17 protein-coding genes are annotated in these 17,286 nt (G+C 62.0%); 8 read left to right on the top strand and 9 right to left on the bottom strand.

The features are described from left to right. Positions 1-300: 300 nt before the first annotated feature. From mraY to mraZ, 7 genes are read right to left on the bottom strand one after another with little or no spacing between them, the layout of a single operon-like run. The gene (gene mraY, locus R1W01_RS03230) at positions 301-1,383 is read right to left on the bottom strand and encodes a phospho-N-acetylmuramoyl-pentapeptide-transferase (RefSeq protein ID WP_243612269.1); all 1,083 of its coding nucleotides are present in this window, start codon (positions 1,381-1,383) and stop codon (positions 301-303) included. Further along, positions 1,384-2,826, bottom strand: coding sequence for a UDP-N-acetylmuramoyl-tripeptide--D-alanyl-D-alanine ligase (locus R1W01_RS03225; protein ID WP_297756341.1), 1,443 nt, complete (start codon positions 2,824-2,826; stop codon positions 1,384-1,386). Then, positions 2,823-4,304, bottom strand: coding sequence for a UDP-N-acetylmuramoyl-L-alanyl-D-glutamate--2,6-diaminopimelate ligase (locus R1W01_RS03220; protein ID WP_297756342.1), 1,482 nt, complete (start codon positions 4,302-4,304; stop codon positions 2,823-2,825). The genes R1W01_RS03225 and R1W01_RS03220 overlap by 4 nt, the downstream gene beginning before the upstream one ends. 24 nt (positions 4,305-4,328) lie before the next feature. Next, the gene (locus R1W01_RS03215) at positions 4,329-6,113 is read right to left on the bottom strand and encodes a peptidoglycan D,D-transpeptidase FtsI family protein (RefSeq protein ID WP_243612266.1); all 1,785 of its coding nucleotides are present in this window, start codon (positions 6,111-6,113) and stop codon (positions 4,329-4,331) included. Beyond that, positions 6,110-6,451, bottom strand: a complete 342-nt coding sequence (locus R1W01_RS03210) for a cell division protein FtsL (RefSeq protein ID WP_243612265.1) — start codon at positions 6,449-6,451, stop codon at positions 6,110-6,112. The genes R1W01_RS03215 and R1W01_RS03210 overlap by 4 nt, the downstream gene beginning before the upstream one ends. Continuing rightward, positions 6,451-7,452: a 16S rRNA (cytosine(1402)-N(4))-methyltransferase RsmH gene (gene rsmH / locus R1W01_RS03205; protein WP_297756343.1), complete on the bottom strand. Its 1,002-nt coding sequence runs from the start codon at positions 7,450-7,452 to the stop codon at positions 6,451-6,453. Before rsmH ends, R1W01_RS03210 begins: the two co-directional genes overlap by 1 nt. A gap of 3 nt (positions 7,453-7,455) precedes the next feature. After that, a complete protein-coding gene (gene mraZ, locus R1W01_RS03200; protein WP_279391749.1) occupies positions 7,456-7,947 on the bottom strand; it encodes a division/cell wall cluster transcriptional repressor MraZ in 492 nt (163 codons plus the stop codon). 713 nt (positions 7,948-8,660) lie between these two features. Here mraZ and R1W01_RS03195 point away from each other — a divergent pair. The 7 genes from R1W01_RS03195 (at position 8,661) to R1W01_RS03165 (ending at position 15,210) form a co-directional block, all read left to right on the top strand. Continuing rightward, on the top strand, positions 8,661-9,143 hold the full coding sequence (locus tag R1W01_RS03195) for an NUDIX hydrolase (protein WP_297756344.1): 483 nt from the start codon (positions 8,661-8,663) through the stop codon (positions 9,141-9,143). Between the two features lie 82 nt (positions 9,144-9,225). Next, a complete protein-coding gene (locus R1W01_RS03190; RefSeq protein ID WP_243612261.1) occupies positions 9,226-9,681 on the top strand; it encodes a DUF1178 family protein in 456 nt (151 codons plus the stop codon). A gap of 16 nt (positions 9,682-9,697) precedes the next feature. After that, complete coding sequence (locus R1W01_RS03185) at positions 9,698-10,342, top strand: SDR family NAD(P)-dependent oxidoreductase (protein WP_297756345.1); 645 nt, start codon at positions 9,698-9,700, stop codon at positions 10,340-10,342. A 104-nt stretch (positions 10,343-10,446) separates the two neighbouring features. Next, the gene (locus tag R1W01_RS03180) at positions 10,447-11,685 is read left to right on the top strand and encodes an aspartate kinase (protein WP_297756346.1); all 1,239 of its coding nucleotides are present in this window, start codon (positions 10,447-10,449) and stop codon (positions 11,683-11,685) included. 58 nt (positions 11,686-11,743) lie between these two features. Beyond that, positions 11,744-13,996 carry a phosphoenolpyruvate--protein phosphotransferase gene (gene ptsP / locus R1W01_RS03175; protein ID WP_297756347.1) on the top strand — a complete coding sequence of 751 codons (2,253 nt, stop codon included), beginning with the start codon at positions 11,744-11,746 and terminating at the stop codon, positions 13,994-13,996. A 357-nt stretch (positions 13,997-14,353) separates the two neighbouring features. Beyond that, complete coding sequence (locus R1W01_RS03170; protein ID WP_243612257.1) at positions 14,354-14,608, top strand: hypothetical protein; 255 nt, start codon at positions 14,354-14,356, stop codon at positions 14,606-14,608. A 320-nt stretch (positions 14,609-14,928) separates the two neighbouring features. Next, positions 14,929-15,210 carry a hypothetical protein gene (locus R1W01_RS03165; RefSeq protein WP_297756348.1) on the top strand — a complete coding sequence of 94 codons (282 nt, stop codon included), beginning with the start codon at positions 14,929-14,931 and terminating at the stop codon, positions 15,208-15,210. A gap of 7 nt (positions 15,211-15,217) precedes the next feature. Here R1W01_RS03165 and R1W01_RS03160 read toward each other — a convergent pair whose 3' ends face one another. Both R1W01_RS03160 and R1W01_RS03155 read right to left on the bottom strand, forming a co-directional pair. Further along, positions 15,218-15,994 carry an EcsC family protein gene (locus R1W01_RS03160; protein WP_297756349.1) on the bottom strand — a complete coding sequence of 259 codons (777 nt, stop codon included), beginning with the start codon at positions 15,992-15,994 and terminating at the stop codon, positions 15,218-15,220. 31 nt (positions 15,995-16,025) lie between these two features. Beyond that, positions 16,026-16,523, bottom strand: a complete 498-nt coding sequence (locus R1W01_RS03155; protein ID WP_243612254.1) for a GNAT family N-acetyltransferase — start codon at positions 16,521-16,523, stop codon at positions 16,026-16,028. Positions 16,524-16,604: 81 nt separating this feature from the next. On the opposite strand from R1W01_RS03155, the gene R1W01_RS03150 reads away from it, so the two are divergent. Continuing rightward, the gene (locus tag R1W01_RS03150; protein WP_297756350.1) at positions 16,605-17,210 is read left to right on the top strand and encodes a flavin reductase family protein; all 606 of its coding nucleotides are present in this window, start codon (positions 16,605-16,607) and stop codon (positions 17,208-17,210) included. Positions 17,211-17,286: the final 76 nt, after the last annotated feature.

Below are 17,286 nucleotides of genomic sequence, written 5' to 3'. Positions count from 1 at the left end.
TCGTCCACTTCCAAACAATGAGCACCAGCCCAAAGCCGCACAGAGGGGTTTTCGTCTTCAAGAAGCGATAGAACCTCAGTATCTGCGTTTGCTTGACTCAAAGCCTTCAAGGCACCTAGCAACCGATCATGCGCCTTGTTTGCAGCTACGGCATTGCCTGCCAAAGTGTGTTCCCCATGCGCTACTGCACATTTCCGATATTCTTTCAGAAGGTCTCGCATAGGGTGTCTGCCCTCTCAGTCTGCACCCAAGCGATTTCGAAATCGCTTGGGGCAAGGCTTATCGAAAATCCTATGTCCTCTAACGGACCTTGAGGGTCGCGAGGCCGATCATGGCGAGGATCAGGGAGACGATCCAGAAGCGGATCACGATCTGGGGTTCGGACCAGCCCTTCTTCTCATAGTGGTGGTGGATCGGAGCCATGAGAAAGACGCGCTTGCCGGTGCGTTTGAAGTAGAGCACCTGAATGATGACGGAGAGCGCCTCGACCACGAAAAGGCCGCCGACAATGCCGAGGACAAGCTCGTGTTTCGTGGCCACGGCGATGGCACCGAGGGCACCGCCGAGTGCGAGAGACCCAGTGTCCCCCATGAAGACGGCGGCAGGCGGCGCATTGTACCAAAGGAATCCGAGGCCACCACCAACAACACCGGCGGCAAAGATGAGGATCTCGCCGGTGCCGGGCACATAGTGCACATCGAGGTATTCGGTAAAGTCAACACGGCCCACGGCATAGGCGATGATGCCAAGCGTCCCCGCTGCGATCATCACCGGCATGATGGCAAGCCCGTCGAGACCGTCTGTGAGGTTCACGGCATTGGCCGCGCCGACGATGACGATCATCGCAAAGGGCAGGAAGAACAGCCCGAGATTGAGGAGCGTATCCTTGAAGAACGGCAGGGCGAGGCCGAATTGCAGCTCTGCCGGATGCAATGTTGTTGCCCAGTAAGAGGCAATCAGGGCGATCACAAAGCCGAGGCCGAGGCGCACCTTGCCAGAGACGCCTGCGGTGTTTTGCTTGGAGACCTTGGCGTAGTCGTCGGCAAAACCGATGAGGCCATAGGTCAAGGTCACAAACAGCACCACCCAGACAAAACCATTGTCCAGCCGGGCCCACAGAAGCGTTGAGGTCATCAAGGCGCCGACGATGAGGAGACCGCCCATCGTGGGGGTTCCGGCCTTGGCGAGGTGGGTTTCGGGACCATCTTCGCGGATCGGCTGGCCCTTGCCCTGACGTTTGCGCAGGACGTTGATAAGCGGCGGACCGAAGAGAAAGCCGAAGATCAGCGCGGTCATGAAGGCGCCGCCGGCGCGGAAGGTGATGTAGCGGAACAGGTTGAAGAAGTCCCCGCCGTCCGAAAACTCGGTCAGCCAATAGAGCATTTAATCGTCCTCATCATTGGATTGCGGGGCGGGATGGCCCAATTTGCGGATCGCGTCAACAATTTGCGCAAGACCCATCGACAATGAGCCCTTGGCGAGCAGGGAATCGCCTGCGTCGACCATGTGGCGGATGTTTTCGGCCATCTCAGCGCTGGTCTCGGTCCACTTGCCGCGTTTGTGCGGCGGCAGGGCCTCATAGAGGTGGCGCATGAGGGGGCCGATGCAATGCACGGTGTCGATATGCACGAGGCTGGGCAGATCGGCGATGGCGGCGTGCATGGCGGCCTCTTGAGGCCCGAGTTCCTTCATGTCGCCGACAAAGGCGATGCGTCGGCCCTTCCCGATGCGCCCCACGCCGTTCTGCGGCGTCGCGGCGGCAAGCACCTCGAGCGCAGCGGCAAGCGAGGTCGGGTTGGCATTATAGGCGTCGTCGATCAGGTCGAGCGTCATGTCGATCTCGACCGGATCGAGATAGATCACTTCGCGCGCACCGCGGCCCGTATAGGGCGTCCAACGGCCAAGATCGCCCACGGCGATGGCAAGGTCAGCGCCAAGCGCATCGACAGCAGCAAGCGCGCCGAGAGCATTCATCGCGAAATGGCGTCCGGCGCTGTTGATCTTGAACACCAAGGGCTCGGATTTGACAGTGGCACGGGCCACTGTGCGGTCGCCAGAGAGGCTCACGTCGCCCAAGGACCAGTCGGGGGCGGTCGCGCCGAAGGGGATGGCCGTGATGCCGAGGGCGGCGGCCTTGTCGGCGAGGATCGGCGCGGTGTCGATATCGGCGGGAAGGACGGCGATGCCGGAGGCGTCGAGCCCGTCTAGGATCGCGGCCTTTTCAGCGGCGATGGCGGCGACATTCTCAAACGCTTCGAGATGCACGGCGGCGACGGTCGTGATCAGGGCGACATGGGGCTTGGCCATGCGGGCAAGGGGCGCGATCTCGCCGGGGTGGTTCATGCCGATCTCGATCACGGCATAGTCGGTGTCGGCGGGCATCCGCGCCAGCGTCAGCGGCACGCCCCAGTGGTTGTTGTAGCTGGCGACAGAGGCGTGGGTCTTGCCCTGCCCCGCGAGCATGGCGCGCAGCATTTCCTTGGTCGAGGTTTTGCCGACGGAGCCCGTCACAGCGACGACGCGCGCCTCGGTTCGGGCGCGGGCGGCGCGGCCAAGGTCTTCGAGCGCGGCCAGCACGTCCTCGACGATGAGAAGTGGCGCATCGGGGGCGACACCTTCGGGGATATGGGTCACGAGCGCGGCGGCGGCCCCGGCCTCGAGCGCTTGGGCCACAAAGTCATGCCCGTCGCGCGCCGCCTTGAGGGCGACGAAGAGATCGCCGGGTTCAAGCGTGCGGGTGTCGATCGAGACGCCTGTGGCCTCCCATGCGGTGGTGGCCTTGCCGCCGGTGGCGGCGGCGGCTTGGGAGGCAGTCCAGAGGCTCATGCAAATCCCCCGTCGAGCGCGGCGACGGCCACGCTGGCTTGTTCGCTGTCATCGAAGGGCAGGATCGCGTCGCCGACGATCTGGCCGGTTTCATGGCCCTTGCCTGCGATCAGGAGGGCGTCACCCGGCTGAAGCGCATCGACGGCGCGCAGGATGGCCTCGGCGCGGTCGCCGACCTCTATGGCGTCGGGCGCGCCGAGCATGACGGCGGAGCGGATCACCGCCGGATCTTCGGAACGCGGATTGTCGTCAGTCACAAAGACCAGGTCGGCATTGGCCGCCGCCGCCGCGCCCATCAGCGGGCGTTTACCTGCGTCCCGGTCGCCGCCCGCGCCGACAAGGGCGACGAGACGGCCCATGACATGCGGGCGCATGGCCTTGAGCGCGGTTTCCACGGCGTCGGGCGTATGGGCGTAATCGACGAAGACCGCTGCCCCGTTCTGCCGTGTCGCGGCGAGCTGCATCCGGCCACGCACGGTCTTCAATTCTCTAAGCACCTCGAAGACGCGCTCGGGGTCAGCCCCGCAAGCGATGGCGAGACCGGCGGCGAGGAGAACGTTTTCGGCTTGGAATCCGCCAATGAGGTTCAGACGCGCCATGTAGCTTCGGCCGCGGAAGGTAAAGCGGATGTCCTGCCCCGTGGCGTCGAACCGCTGGGCGTCAAGGGTCAGATCGGCACCGTTGCGCCCCACGGTGATGACGTCCTGGCCTCTCGCCTGCGCGATGGCGGCCATGTCGACCCCGCGCGCATCGTCGGTATTGATAACCGCCGTCCCTTCGTCGGGAAGAACGCGGGCAAAGAGACCGGCCTTGGCGTCGAAATACTCCTCGAAGCTCTCGTGATAGTCGAGGTGGTCCTGAGTGAAATTGGTGAAGCCTGCCGCCTTGAGCTGCACCCCGTCGAGGCGGCGTTGGGCGAGGCCGTGCGAGGAGGCTTCCATCGCGGCGAACTCGATCCCATTGGCGCAGGCGGCGGCAAGGGTACGGTGCAGCGTGATGGGTTCCGGCGTGGTGTGGTTTAGAGGCGCGGTATAGTCGCCCTCGACGCCCGTGGTGCCAAGGTTGACCGCCTCGAGACCCAACTCCTGCCAGATCATGCGCAGGAAGGTGGCGACGGAGGTCTTGCCGTTGGTGCCGGTAACGGCGGCCATGATGCCGGGCTGTTCCCCGAACCAGAGCGCGGCGGTGAAGGCGAGTGTCTGGCGCGGATCTTCGGCCACTACGAGCGCAGCATCCGAGTCGGCCAGTTCGGTGGCGGCGATGCGCGCGCCCTCGGCGTCGGTCAGGATCGCGCTCGCACCCATACGCAGGGCATATTGGATAAACTCGCCCCCATGCACGCGGGTTCCGGGGAGTGCGGCAAAGAGAAAGCCGTCCTTGACCTCACGACTATCAACGGCAAGGCCCGTGATTTCGGGGTCGCGCCCTGCGGCGGCGGTCAGCCCCAGTTCGTGAAGTGGTCGTGACTCGCCTGCCATTTTGTCCTGCCCTTATGCCGCGGGTTAATTCGATGTCAGGGTTATATCAGCCAACGAGGCGGGTTCAATCTCGGGGCGCAGGCCAAGGAGCGGCGCGACGCGGCGGATCATCTCGGCGGCAACGGGCACAGCGGTCCATCCGGCGGTGCGACGCGGCTCGGGGCCGGAGGTCTCAACCGGCTCGTCCAGCGTCACCACGAGCACGTATTTGGGATCATGCGCGGGGAAGATCGAAGCGAAGGTCGCGATCACCTTTTCATCGTAGTAGCCACCACCCTGCTCTTTCGGCTTGTCGGCGGTGCCGGTCTTGCCGCCGACGGCATAGCCGGGCACTTCGCCAAAGGAGGCGGTGCCATCTGTCACCACCTGCCGCAGCATCTTGCGCGCGGCGCGGGAGGCGGCTTCGGACATGACGCGCGGGCCGTTCTGGGGGGCATTGCGCTTGAGGAGGGTCGGCTTGATCGCCTTGCCGCCATTGGCAATCGCCGCGTAGCCAGCGGCAAGGTGCAGTGGGCTCGACGAGAGACCGTGGCCATAAGAGATCGTCATCGCGGAGAGTTCGGACCAGTTCGGCGGCAGAAGCGGTGTGCCGCCGCTCGCCTCGACCAATTCAAGCGGCGTTGCTTCGAGGAAGCCGAGATTGCCGAGGAATTCCTGTTGCCGCGCGACGCCGATCTGTTGAGCGAGACGAGCGGTGCCGATGTTGGAGGATTTCACGATCACCTTGGTGAGCGACAGTTCGGAGCCATAGTTGTGGAAGTCGCGGATGCGAAACTTGCCCCAGCGCAGTGGCCCCTTGGTATCGATCATCGTCTCGGGATTTGCGAGGCCGAGATCCATTGCCTGCGCGGCCGTGAAAATTTTGAAGGTGGAGCCGAGTTCATACACCCCTTGCACCGCGCGGTTGAAAAGCGGGCTATCAGAGGCGTTGCCTTCGGTCGGGGGGCGCGGACGGTCGTTCGGATCGAAGTCAGGCAGGCTCACGAGCGAGATCACCTCGCCAGTATGGGCATCCATGAGAACCGCCGCCGCGCCTTTGGCGTTCATCAGCTTCATCCCACCGTAGAGCACACGCTCGGCGGCGGCTTGCACCGTGAGGTCGAGCGACAGGGTCAGAGCCTTGTCGCCATTCGCCGGATCGCGCAGCACGTCGTTGAAGTGCCGTTCAACCCCGGCAACACCTGCGAGTTCGGCAGCGCGCACGTCTTCCTTGCGGAAGCTCGCGCCGCCAAGGACATGGGCCGCAAGGTGGCCGTTGGGATAAAGGCGCATCTCGCGCGGGCCGAACATCAGACCGGGATCGCCGATATCATGCACGGCCTGTTTTTGCTCGGGGCTGAGTTTCTTCTTGATCCACATGAACTTGCGGTTGCCGGAGAAGCGTTTGAACAGCTTCTCTTCGTCGAGGTCGGGAAAGACCTTGACCAGTTCGCGGGCCACATGGGCCTTGTCGATCATGTGGTGCGGTTGCGCATATAGCGAGTAGGTCTCGAGGTTGGTCGCAAGGATGCGGCCTCGACGGTCGACGATATCAGCGCGTTGGGACGTAATCATTGAACCGGACACCGTTGCGCGCGGTTCTTGCGCCTCGGAGAAGGAGAGCATCGCCATGCGCGCGCCGACCACCGAAAAAAGCGACAGGAAGACCACGGAAAGCACCAGAAGGCGGCCCTCAGCACGCAGACGCGACGTCTGGCGCATGGCCTCGTGGCGCAGGCGAATGTTTTCACGCTCGATCGCGTCTGGGTTCTCGCCCGTCTCGCGCGCCGGGAGAATGCGGGCCAAGGGGCGCAAGGGGGTGCGGGTCATTGATCGTCTCCATCAGAAGAGACATCCACGGCACCGCTGAAGTCGAAATTGACCGGCGGATAGACGACCTGATCGACGCGGCCGAACTGATCCGGGGTCAGCGGCAGAAGTTGCAAACGATCATAGTTAATGTCCGCCAGATCGCGCAGTCGGCCAGGGCGGTTGAGATAGGCCCATTCGGCCTTTAGCACAGAGAGCCGCGCGCGGGCGGTGCCGATCTCGCGCTGCAGGCGCTCGGTCTCGTTGATCACGGCCTGGGTCTGGTAGTTCTCACGGTAGGCCCACACGGCGAGGCCGATTACGGCAAGCGCGGTCAAAAGGAAGATCATTGAGCGCATCAGGGTCGTCCTTTCGTCTGTTGGGTTTGGGGCATGCCGATTTCGCGTGCGGCGATTTCGCCAGCCGGGGCATCAGTGCGGCGCGCCACGCGCAGCTTGGCCGAACGCGAGCGCGGATTGATCGCAAGCTCGTCCTCGTCGGGGCCAACGGCCTTGCGGGTCAGCAGCTCGAAGGCGGGTTTTTCTTGTTCAATTTCAGGAGCGTAGCGATTCACGTTGCCCTTGCGCCCGGCGCGGGACTGCATGAAGCGTTTAACCATGCGGTCCTCGATCGAATGAAAGGTCACGACCGCCAGAAGGCCGCCCGGCGCAAGTGCACGCTCGGCGGCCTGCAACCCGCGATAGAGCTCGCCATATTCGTCATTCACCGCGATGCGCAGGCCTTGGAAGGTGCGGGTCGCGGGGTGGGACTGGTTCGGCTTGGGGCGCGGCAGGCAGGATTCCACGATTTCAGCAAGCGCGAGTGTCGTGGCAATCGGGGCCTCGGCGCGGGCGCGGACAATGGCGCGGGCGATGCGGCGGCTGGCGCGTTCCTCGCCGTAGTGAAAGATAATGTCGGCCAGTTCGGCCTCGTCGGCCTCGTTCACCAGATCGGCGGCGGAGGGACCATCCTGCGACATGCGCATGTCGAGCGGGCCGTCGCGCAGGAAGGAGAAGCCGCGCTCGGCGAGGTCGAGTTGCATGGAGCTCACACCGAGATCGAGGACCACACCATCAAGGCCAGTCGCATATTCATCCATGCGAGAGAACACGCCCTCAACCATCTCGATCCGGTCGCCGTAGTCACTGACCCAATCGGCGGCCATTTCGAAGGCCAGAGGGTCACGATCCACGCCGATGACCTTGGTCGCGCCGGCCTCAAGCAGGCCGCGCGTGTACCCACCGGCGCCAAACGTGCCATCGAGCCACGTGCCTTGCACAGGCGCGACGGCTTTGAGGAGAGGCGCAAGAAGAACGGGAATATGGGGTGCAGATGCGGGGGCGTCGGGCCGGTTCGACATACCTTAGATCCCCTCGTCCCCACCAAGATAGATGGACGGATCCACATCCGGATCGAAGTCGTCATCAGCTTCGAGCTGTTCCATCTGGTTGGCGTCGTATGTCTCGGGGCGCCAGATTTCAAAGGTGTCGCCCTTGCCCGCGAAAAACGCCATGCCGTCGATGTCGATTTTGTCCCGCAGATCGCGGGGCAGCACGAGGCGGCCCGTTTCGTCGACGCTCGCCTCGGCGGTCTGGGTCATGTAGAGCTGTGAGAGCGCGATGCGGCGCTTGGTGCCGCGCCCCATCTTCTTGATACGGGCATAGACATCATTCATGGCCTCGACGGTAAAACACTCGAGGTAGTCGCGGCTCGGGCCGCCGTAGACGATGTAGAGATTGGGGTTGTCGCCGTTCTTCCATTCCGGGTCACCAGCTTCGAGCACACGACGGAACTTGGCCGGGATCGAGACCCGGCCCTTCGTATCCACCTTGTTGCGGCTCTCGCCTATGAACATCAGCGCCACGGTTTGGCCTTTCCTGCCCCTCACGTTTCGCATCCCGGAAACGAAACGGCGGATAGAGCTGCTGCCACTGCCCTATCCGCCGCCCTCGTCCCGCGTTGCGGGGTGTCCGACTGCGCGCGCCACCTGGGGGGATGTCTGCTCGCCCGCGCGCCGGATCTCTTGTTTCGATGAAAGCGGGTGCCTGTATGAAACCTGACTTTGGGAGTTCTTATTCGGGGTCTTTATCGCCCCTTTGATCCCGTCCTCATCGTGTCATCAGGTATGACATGGGATTTCTTGGGAAACAACAAAAATATGCGCCAACCGAGACTATATATTGTCGAGAGACATCCTGAAAAACAACATCCTGTATCCAAATGGCTCCAATCCAACACAATATGTAGATATTTTTACCGCGACTTAAGCGACATATAGATGCAGAGCATGGAGACCCAAGCCGACCCATATTTTCCCTGATTTTTTCGACATCCCCTTACTCAGACCGACATCAATCTTGTCTTTCCGGCTGTTTTTCAGAGATTTCCCATGACCTCAAGCCCAAGTGATTCGCCATCTGACCCCCCCCTTATGCACAGCAGGCCCATGGTTTCCCATGAACCGCAGATCCGGGGACAAGAGACAATTCCTTTGGCGTTGTGGCACCGTCTGTCGTATCCTTGTCTCAGACCAAGAGTAACTTGGCCGAGCAGAACAACACGGCGGTTATGACGATTCACGTACCGAAGCAGCATCCGATCAACCTTCGAGCAGCGCGTAAGACGGATTTGCGCTCGCAGTTCGGGGCGCTTGTCTATCGCATCCGCAATGGCAAGACGCAGGTGTTGCTCATTACCTCGCGCAAGACCAAGCGCTGGATCATTCCCAAGGGCTGGCCCATGTCGGGCTTTACCGCACCGCAGGCTGCGGCGCAGGAAGCATGGGAAGAAGCCGGGGTCCGCGGCAAGGTGCATGATTTTCCGCTCGGGTTCTATTCCTACACCAAAGAGATCGAGACGCGTGGCGGCCTGATGCCGATGCCGGTTCTTGTCACTGTCTATCCGGTCAAGGCGCGGAAATGCGTGGCCGATTTTCCCGAGGCTGGACAGCGGCGCCAGAAATGGATGAGCCCGAAGAAAGCAGCCTCGCTTGTGCGCGAAAAGCACCTTGCCAAGATGCTTCGGGATTTCGACGCACGCATCCTGCGGTAGCGCGCTTTCGCTTGAACGGTGTCCTGCCGCGACCTATCTTAACCGGCACAGCCGGGACAGGATCCGGCACAGGAAACACGAGATGATCCAATACACTCTCAAATGCAGCCAGGATCACCGCTTTGATAGCTGGTTTCAGTCGGCCGACGCTTTTGACAAGCTTCGGGCGTCAGGCATGATTGTGTGTGCCGTCTGCGGCGATAGCGCGGTGGAGAAAGCCATGATGGCACCGCGCGTGCGCCCCGCGCGCAAGTCGGCAGCCCCTGAACAACCTCAGCCGACGCAAGAGAACGCCCGCCCGCTGGCCGCTCCGACAAGTGAGGCCGAGAAGGCATTGGCCGCGCTCAAGAAGACCGTCGAAGAGAACTCCGACTACGTCGGCAAGAATTTCGTCAAGGAGGCGCGCGATATGCACCTCGGGGCGAAACCCGAACGCGCGATCTATGGCGAGGCCAAGATCGAAGACGCCAAGGCGCTGATCGAAGAAGGGGTGCCGGTTGCGCCCCTGCCTTTCCGCGCGACGCGAAAATCCAACTGAATTTCGGGAGACCTCTATGCAAGTCGTGATTACGGGCGCCAATCGGGGCATTGGCCAGGCGCTCGACCAACGCTATCGCGCACGCGGCGCGGATGTGACGGGCACCTCGCGCAAGGGCGGGGAATTCGTGACCCTCGACGTGACGGACCCAGCCTCCTTCAGCGGGTTGACCCGCGCTCTCGATAGCCGCCCGGTGGATCTTTTGGTGTGCAACGCGGGGGTCTATCTTGACAAGGGAGAGAGCCTTGCAGATGGGTATCCAGCCCAGATGTGGGCGGATACGATGGCGGCGAATGTCACAGGCGTGTTCCTCACGGTGCAGAACCTTCTGGCGAACCTGCAACTTGCCGAGGCGCCGAAGATCGCCATTCTCTCGAGCATCATGGCGTCAGACGAACGCGCGCCCGGCGGCTCTTATATCTATCGCGCTTCCAAGGCGGCGACTCTCAATCTTGGGCGGAACCTTGCAGCGGATCTGCGCCACATTGGGATTGCGGTCGGAATCTATCATCCGGGTTGGGTCACCACGGATATGGGCGGCGCGGCGGCCGATATCGGCGTCGACGAGAGCGCGGATGGCCTTGTAGCGCGGTTCGACGCACTCTCACTCGAGACGACCGGATGTTTCCTCTCGTATGACGGGACGCCGATTGCCTACTGAGCATGCGACTTTTAGCGCAATCATAGGGGTTTGGCGCGCATGTGCGCTTGCCTCAGGCGCGGCTTGCGCGTAAACCCCGCGCAACTCAAGGCCAAGGAAGACCCATGCCCGTTCTCGTGATGAAATTCGGAGGCACCTCCGTCGCGAACCTCGACCGTATCCGGCGCGCCGCCAAACGTGTGGGCGTCGAAGTGGCCAAGGGCTATGACGTGATCGTCATCGTGTCGGCCATGTCGGGCAAGACCAACGAGCTTGTCGGCTGGGTCAACGAGACCTCCCCCCTGTTCGATGCGCGCGAATACGATGCGGTCGTGTCCTCGGGCGAGAACGTCACGGCGGGCCTCATGGCGCTGACGCTTCAGGAGATGGACGTTCCGGCGCGCAGCTGGCAGGGCTGGCAGGTGCCGGTCAAGACAACCTCGGCCCATAGCCAGGCGCGGATCGAGGACATCTCGCCGGACAACATCACCGCGAAATTCGACGAAGGTATGCGCGTCGCTGTGGTTGCCGGGTTCCAAGGGATCAGCCCCGAGGGACGGATCACCACGCTTGGCCGTGGTGGGTCGGACACGACCGCCGTGGCCTTTGCCGCCGCCTTTGGCGCGGAGCGCTGCGATATCTATACGGATGTGGATGGGGTCTATACCACCGATCCGCGTGTCTCGGCCAAGGCGCGCAAACTTGATAAGATCGCGTTTGAAGAGATGCTTGAACTGGCCTCTCTTGGCGCCAAGGTTCTGCAGACGCGCTCGGTCGAACTCGCCATGCGCTATAAGGTGCGCCTGCGGGTGCTCAGCTCTTTCGAGGAACAATCCGACGAGGCAGGCACGCTCGTTTGCGATGAGGAGGAAATCATGGAATCCAATGTTGTTGCCGGTGTCGCCTTTAGCCGTGACGAAGCCAAGATGACCCTCATCTCGGTCGCTGACCGTCCGGGCGTCGCCTCGATCATCTTCGGATGCCTGTCGGACGCGGGCGTCAATGTCGACATGATCGTGCAGAATATCTCGGAAGAGGGGCGCACGGATATGACCTTTTCGCTGCCGACCGATCAGGTGGGCCGCGCGGAAAAGGCACTTGGCGAGTTGAAGTCGTCGGGCGGGCTGAACTTCTCTGACCTCGACACCGAGCTTGATGTCGCCAAGGTCTCTGTGGTCGGGATCGGCATGCGCTCTCAATCGGGGGTTGCAGCCAAGATGTTCAAGGTGCTGAGCGATGAAGGCATCAACATCAAGGTCATCACCACCTCGGAAATCAAGATTTCCGTGCTGATTGATCGAAAATACATGGAACTCGCGGTCCAAGCCCTGCATGATGCGTTCGAACTTGAGAAAGCAGCCTGACGGCGCTGCATCTTTGTCATGCGCAGTCGTCAGCGGAATTTGCAACTGATGGGCGCATATGTCTGAAAGCACGGAAAGCGAGAGCCGCAAGCTCCTGGGACGTCTGCGCGAAGCACTCGCAGAGGACAGCGCCGGGCAGGAACGGCTCGACAAGATCACGCACCTGATCGCCTCGTCGATGGGGACGGAAGTGTGCTCGATCTACCTTTTCCGGGACTCTGAGACGCTCGAGCTTTGCGCCACGGAAGGCCTCAAGGCAGAATCCGTGCACCAGACACGACTGCGGGTTGGCGAAGGCCTTGTCGGGCGCGTCGCGAAATCCTCGCATATCATCAACACAGCGGATGCGCCGAAGGAAAAAGGCTTTCGCTACATGCCGGAGACGGGCGAGGAGATTTATTCCTCGTTCTGCGGCGTGCCGATCCAGCGGCTTGGCGAGAACCTTGGCGTGCTTGTCGTGCAGTCCAAAGAAGCGCGGGATTTCTCGGCGGATGAGACTTATGCGCTCGAAGTCGTGGCGATGGTCCTGGCCGAGATGACAGAACTTGGTGCCTTCGTCGGTGAGCATGATGCGATGCAGGCCCGCCACCGCCAGTCGGTTCTCATCAAGGCGGGCAGCGCGCAGGAAGGCACGGCGGAGGGGCATGTCTGGCTCCACGAGCCGCGCGTTGTTGTCACGAACCCGATCGCAGATGATCCCGAGACCGAGTTGAAGCGGCTTGACGAGGCAGTCGATACGCTGCGCGTCGGCGTCGACAAGATGCTCGAAGGCGCAGCGGGCGGAGACAAAGAACAGCTTCAGGTACTCGAAGCCTATCGCATGTTCGCCAACTCCAAGGGTTGGATGAAGCGGATGCAGAGCGACATCGCACGCGGCCTTTCGGCCGAGGCGGCGGTCGAGAAAGAACAGAGCACGGCACGGGCGCGGATGGAACAGGTCACGGATGCCTACCTGCGCGAACGTCTGCATGACCTTGATGATGTGTCGAACCGCCTGCTGCGTATCCTGACCGGACAAGGCGCACAGACGGGCGCGGAGCTTCCCGCCGACCCAATCCTTGTCGCGCGCAATATCGGCCCCGGCGAATTGCTTGAATATGGCCGGTCACTACGCGGGATCGTGCTTGAAGAAGGCTCGGTCGGCTCGCACGCGGCCATCGTGGCACGGGCGCTCGCGATTCCGCTCATCATCCATGCCGACCGGATCACCACCGAGGCGCTCAATGGCGATCATATCATGGTCGATGGCGATCAGGGGATCGTGCACCTGCGTCCGGATGAAACCGTGGTCAATGCCTTCCGCGACAAGATCGCAATGCAAGCCGAAGCGCAGGAACGCTATGCGTCGATCCGCGACAAGCCGGCGACAACGCTCGACGGGGTGACCATGTCACTTACCATGAACGCTGGCCTGATGGCGGACCTGCCGAGCCTCGAAGGGTCAGGCGCGGAGGGCGTTGGCCTTTTCCGCACCGAGCTTCAGTTCCTCGTGCGCAGCCAAATGCCCAAACGATCCGAACTGTCGGCGCTTTATGCGCGGGTGATGGACGCGGCCAAGGGCAAGCGTGTGGTGTTCCGCACGCTCGATATCGGGTCGGACAAAGTCCTTCCCTATATGACGCCTGAGGATGAACCGAACCCGGCGCTCGGCTGGCGAGCGATCCGCGTCGGTCTCGACAAGCCCGGCGTGATGCGTATGCAGCTTCAGGCGCTGTTGCGTGCGGCGAATGGGCGGCCCCTCTCTGTCATGTTCCCCTTCATCGCGCAGTATGAAGAATATACCCGCGCCGTCTGGGAGATGGAGAAAGCCAAGGAGCGCGAACGCAAGCTCGGCCACCCCCTGCCCGAGAAGCTCGATCTCGGGGCGATGCTCGAGACGCCGAGCCTTGGCTTTGCGCCGCAGAAGTTCTTTGACGAGGTTGGGTTCCTGTCGATCGGGGGCAATGACCTCAAACAGTTCTTCTTTGCCGCCGACCGCGAAAACGAACGCGTGCGCAAACGCTATGACACACTCAACGTCAGCTTCCTGACATTCCTTGAGGGGATTGTCGCGCGCTGCAATCACAATGCGACACCGCTTAGCTTTTGCGGCGAGGATGCGGGGCGCCCGCTCGAGGCGCTATGCCTTGCAGCGATGGGGCTGCGCACGCTGTCGATGCGCCCTGCGTCCATCGGGCCGGTGAAGAACCTGTTCCGCCGGGTGAACCTTGCCGAGGTGCGCCAAGTCATCATCGAGGCGCGCGACCAGGGCGAGCAATCCGTGCGCAAGCCGGTCAAAGACTATCTCGCCGCGCAGGGGATCATCGTCTAGCGCGGTCTCCGAAGACGTTTTGTCCTTCCATCCGATCCGATTGTTCGCGCGCGCCATGTCGAAGTGGTGCGGCTTGCGTGTGTTCTTGGCCGGGTTTTCTCACGTAATCCATCGCGCTTCGAGCACGCCTCTGTGAAGGCCGTGTGAAGCCCCAAGACTTGAAAAACGAAGGGCGGTTAACGCACCTGTCGATCTTCGCGATTTTCTCTCATTTCAAGCCCCCGAAGACCGGAAAAAAGGTCTCAATCTCTGACACAGTTCAGTGATTCAGCGTGTTTTGAAACTTCGCATTGCGACCCACAGATAGGGTGCAGATCACAAACGATCCCAAACACAACACACGAAAGGAAATACACTATGAAACGCACTCTTACCGCCCTCGCAGCCCTGACCGTCCTCGCAACCCAGGCCGGCGCAATGGTTTCCTCCAATGACGCCAACATCGCACGCGACTCGCTCTATGGCGCTTCGGTCGCAAGCACCACTGGCGACCGCGAAACCGTGTCGCTTGAAGGCTATGTCAGCGGCGAAGATCGCACCGCTCTGGGCCACGAAACCAAGACCGTCAGCGTCACCACCTTTGAAGGTGTCGGCTTCTCCCGCGTCCGCTAACGTCGCGAGACGCAGCCCTAAGCTGGCCCGAGGCAGCACTGCCTCGGTCACCTGCTTGTGCACAAAGACACACACATGTGCGCTGACGCGGTATTCGTCGTGCCAGCGCTCAGGAACGCGGCTCGGGACACGTCCCGGGCCGTTTCTTTTTGCCCATGCTCCAGAAAGAAATGCCATGCGGCAGCGCGCACGCCGCGCGTGCCCTGACGCACTCGAGAACACATATCAGTGAGTGAGCGTGTTTGGAAAAAATCCGAAGGTGGCACAGATCAGAGTCAGATCGGAGACGATCCGAACCGACTATGGAAAGGAGACCAGTCATGACTCGTTTTATGATCCCTATTGCAGCCCTCACCTTGCTTGCGTCGCAGGCAGGCGCAGCCAGCGCCATCGACAACGGTGGCCCCGCCTATCCGGAGACTCCGCGAGATCTGATTTTCGTGACCTCTGTTGAAGGGCAAACCGGTGATATGGAGCGTCTCGAGAAAGACGGCTATGTCAGCGGCGAAGACGGTGTCTACCTGCGGGATGGCCTCCTCATCGTCGAGACCTTTGACGAGATGTCGAAGATCGACGTGGACGCCAAACCGCGCCTCAAGTGACGCGGCCTCAGGTTTCGCCAGCGGGAAGAACACGCTGGCGGAACGCGCCGACAAGCTGGTCATGGGGCATTTCTGTCTCTATGGCCAGCTTGCGCAGACCGAAATGCACATGCGCCATATCCCGGTAGTAGCCGAGGTAGGCGCTATTGATCGCGGCCCCCGTCGCAGCCCCGAGAAGCGGGACCGCCTGGGCCGCGAGCTTCTGTCCAAGGACAGAGGCCAGACGCGGCGCGATACGCGCGATTAGCGCTTGCATAGAGCCACTGCCGAGCGCCACGCGGGCGCCCAAGAAGGAAAGGTCCGCACCATCATCCTGCGCCATCGGCCCGGCGGCTCCGAACACTTGAACACAATCGAAATGGACATTCTGCGAGGACGGGTCAAAGCCGAGCCGCGCAGCTTCGCCTTGGATTTCGCGCAGGAGCACCACGACAGTCACAGGCACTTCTGCCAAGGCCGTGGGCGCCCCTCCGAGCCCTCCTGCAACGCCAAGGGCCCCTGCCAGCACGCGATTGAACCAGTCCGGCTCCCAGGATGTCGCCCCGCGCGAGGCATGGGCGAGGCGCATCGCTTCGCTCAGGGCGCGCTCCGTCGCCCCGTCGAGCCGTCCACGCAATCGTGGTGGCAACTGCTGAAAAAGCCCTTCCGCCTGCAGGCCCAGCGCATTCAGGAGGTCAAGGCCAAAGGATCCGGCCTCGCGATAGCGCGTGCAAAGCCGGTCCAATTCGGCCTGAGGGTCCACCGCCGCGGCGGGATCGAGCAGATCAAAATGCGTTTTTGCCATGCAAGATAGATTGGGACGGCAAGGCGATCCGTCAAGCGTCCGCCATCAGTACCGAACGCACCTTGCCATGCACACCGTCCCAAGCGCCCCCCAGAAGAGCGCGCCCCAAGACGCGGTCCGGATTGGTCGGAGGTGGCATTTCGACACCTTCGAGACGGGTAAAACCGAAGCGGCTGTAGTAAGGCTCATCGCCGACAAGCATGACCCGCGCCCAGCCAAATTCCGCGGCCCGTGCAAGGCTTTCATTGATGAGAAACGCGCCGAGGCCTTCGCCTTGCCGGGTCGGGTGCACTGCCACAGGGCCTAGGAGAAGTGCATCGCTGTCGCCGACGCGCACCGGCCAAAACCGGATTGCACCACCGACAATGCCGCTCTCATCCCGCGCGACAAGGCAGAGCTCCGGCACCGGCGGCACGCCATCACGTAGCCGATAGGACGAGAGCGCCTCGCGCCCCGGCGCGAAGCACAGGTCATAGAGAGCCTCGACCTCCCACCAATCCTGCGCGCTTTCCTCTGTCAGCCGTAGCACCCGCCCTGCCCCACATTTTTTCGTGGCTCTTCGCCTAGCACGGCGCTAGGTCTTGGGCAAACCTATAGGAAAGCGCGAAACATGTTCTACAAGCCAGAAGACGGCCATGGCCTGCCACATAACCCGTTCAACGCCCTCATCACACCGCGCCCGATCGCGTGGATCTCGACGCAGGATGCGGACGGCCTGCGCAATCTTGCACCCTATTCCTTCTTCAACGGCACAGCTTATGTGCCACCGCAAGTGATGTTCGCGACGACCGGCGCCAAGCCCGATCAGGACGGCACCAAGGACACGCTCGCCAATATCCGGGCGACGGGCGTGTTCTGTATCAACGTGGTCGAAGAGACGATGCGCGATGCGATGAACATCTCAACGACGGGGTTTGACAAGGACGTGGACGAATTCGAACGTGCAGGGCTTGAAGCGGCACAATGCGAGACGATCGACTGCCCCCGCCTTGTCGGTGCGCCTGCGAGCCTTGAGTGCCGGGTGACCGAGATCATCAAGATCAAAGGCGAATTTAACCATGTGGTGCATGGCGAAGTCGTGGGCATACATCTGCGCGATGATTGCCTGAAAGACGGAATCTTCGACATCACGACCTTCCGCCCGCTGGCGCGGCTCGGCTATCGCGACTACTCGGTCGTGGACAACACGTTTACGCTCGCCCGCCCCGACGACTGACCCCTCTCTTCCTCTTGCTGGAAATATCCCCGCCGGAGGCAAACTCGCAGGCAGCGGCCCCCGAAAAGGGGCTGCT

Source organism: Shimia sp. FJ5 (assembly GCF_032918335.1).
GTDB lineage: Bacteria > Pseudomonadota > Alphaproteobacteria > Rhodobacterales > Rhodobacteraceae > Shimia > Shimia aestuarii_A.
The sequence above is the reverse complement of the archived record's forward strand: the minus strand, read 5'-3'. Positions and strand labels throughout refer to the sequence as shown.

What these genes read in the sequence shown, in the direction of transcription:
- mraY (WP_243612269.1), bottom strand. Translation starts at nt 1,383, where the DNA reads ATGCTCTATTGGCTGACCGAGTTTTCGGACGGCGGGGACTTCTTCAAC.
- R1W01_RS03225 (WP_297756341.1), bottom strand. Translation starts at nt 2,826, where the DNA reads ATGAGCCTCTGGACTGCCTCCCAAGCCGCCGCCGCCACCGGCGGCAAG.
- R1W01_RS03220 (WP_297756342.1), bottom strand. Translation starts at nt 4,304, where the DNA reads ATGGCAGGCGAGTCACGACCACTTCACGAACTGGGGCTGACCGCCGCC.
- R1W01_RS03215 (WP_243612266.1), bottom strand. Translation starts at nt 6,113, where the DNA reads ATGACCCGCACCCCCTTGCGCCCCTTGGCCCGCATTCTCCCGGCGCGC.
- R1W01_RS03210 (WP_243612265.1), bottom strand. Translation starts at nt 6,451, where the DNA reads ATGCGCTCAATGATCTTCCTTTTGACCGCGCTTGCCGTAATCGGCCTC.
- rsmH (WP_297756343.1), bottom strand. Translation starts at nt 7,452, where the DNA reads ATGTCGAACCGGCCCGACGCCCCCGCATCTGCACCCCATATTCCCGTT.
- mraZ (WP_279391749.1), bottom strand. Translation starts at nt 7,947, where the DNA reads ATGTTCATAGGCGAGAGCCGCAACAAGGTGGATACGAAGGGCCGGGTC.
- R1W01_RS03195 (WP_297756344.1), top strand. Translation starts at nt 8,661, where the DNA reads ATGACGATTCACGTACCGAAGCAGCATCCGATCAACCTTCGAGCAGCG.
- R1W01_RS03190 (WP_243612261.1), top strand. Translation starts at nt 9,226, where the DNA reads ATGATCCAATACACTCTCAAATGCAGCCAGGATCACCGCTTTGATAGC.
- R1W01_RS03185 (WP_297756345.1), top strand. Translation starts at nt 9,698, where the DNA reads ATGCAAGTCGTGATTACGGGCGCCAATCGGGGCATTGGCCAGGCGCTC.
- R1W01_RS03180 (WP_297756346.1), top strand. Translation starts at nt 10,447, where the DNA reads ATGCCCGTTCTCGTGATGAAATTCGGAGGCACCTCCGTCGCGAACCTC.
- ptsP (WP_297756347.1), top strand. Translation starts at nt 11,744, where the DNA reads ATGTCTGAAAGCACGGAAAGCGAGAGCCGCAAGCTCCTGGGACGTCTG.
- R1W01_RS03170 (WP_243612257.1), top strand. Translation starts at nt 14,354, where the DNA reads ATGAAACGCACTCTTACCGCCCTCGCAGCCCTGACCGTCCTCGCAACC.
- R1W01_RS03165 (WP_297756348.1), top strand. Translation starts at nt 14,929, where the DNA reads ATGACTCGTTTTATGATCCCTATTGCAGCCCTCACCTTGCTTGCGTCG.
- R1W01_RS03160 (WP_297756349.1), bottom strand. Translation starts at nt 15,994, where the DNA reads ATGGCAAAAACGCATTTTGATCTGCTCGATCCCGCCGCGGCGGTGGAC.
- R1W01_RS03150 (WP_297756350.1), top strand. Translation starts at nt 16,605, where the DNA reads ATGTTCTACAAGCCAGAAGACGGCCATGGCCTGCCACATAACCCGTTC.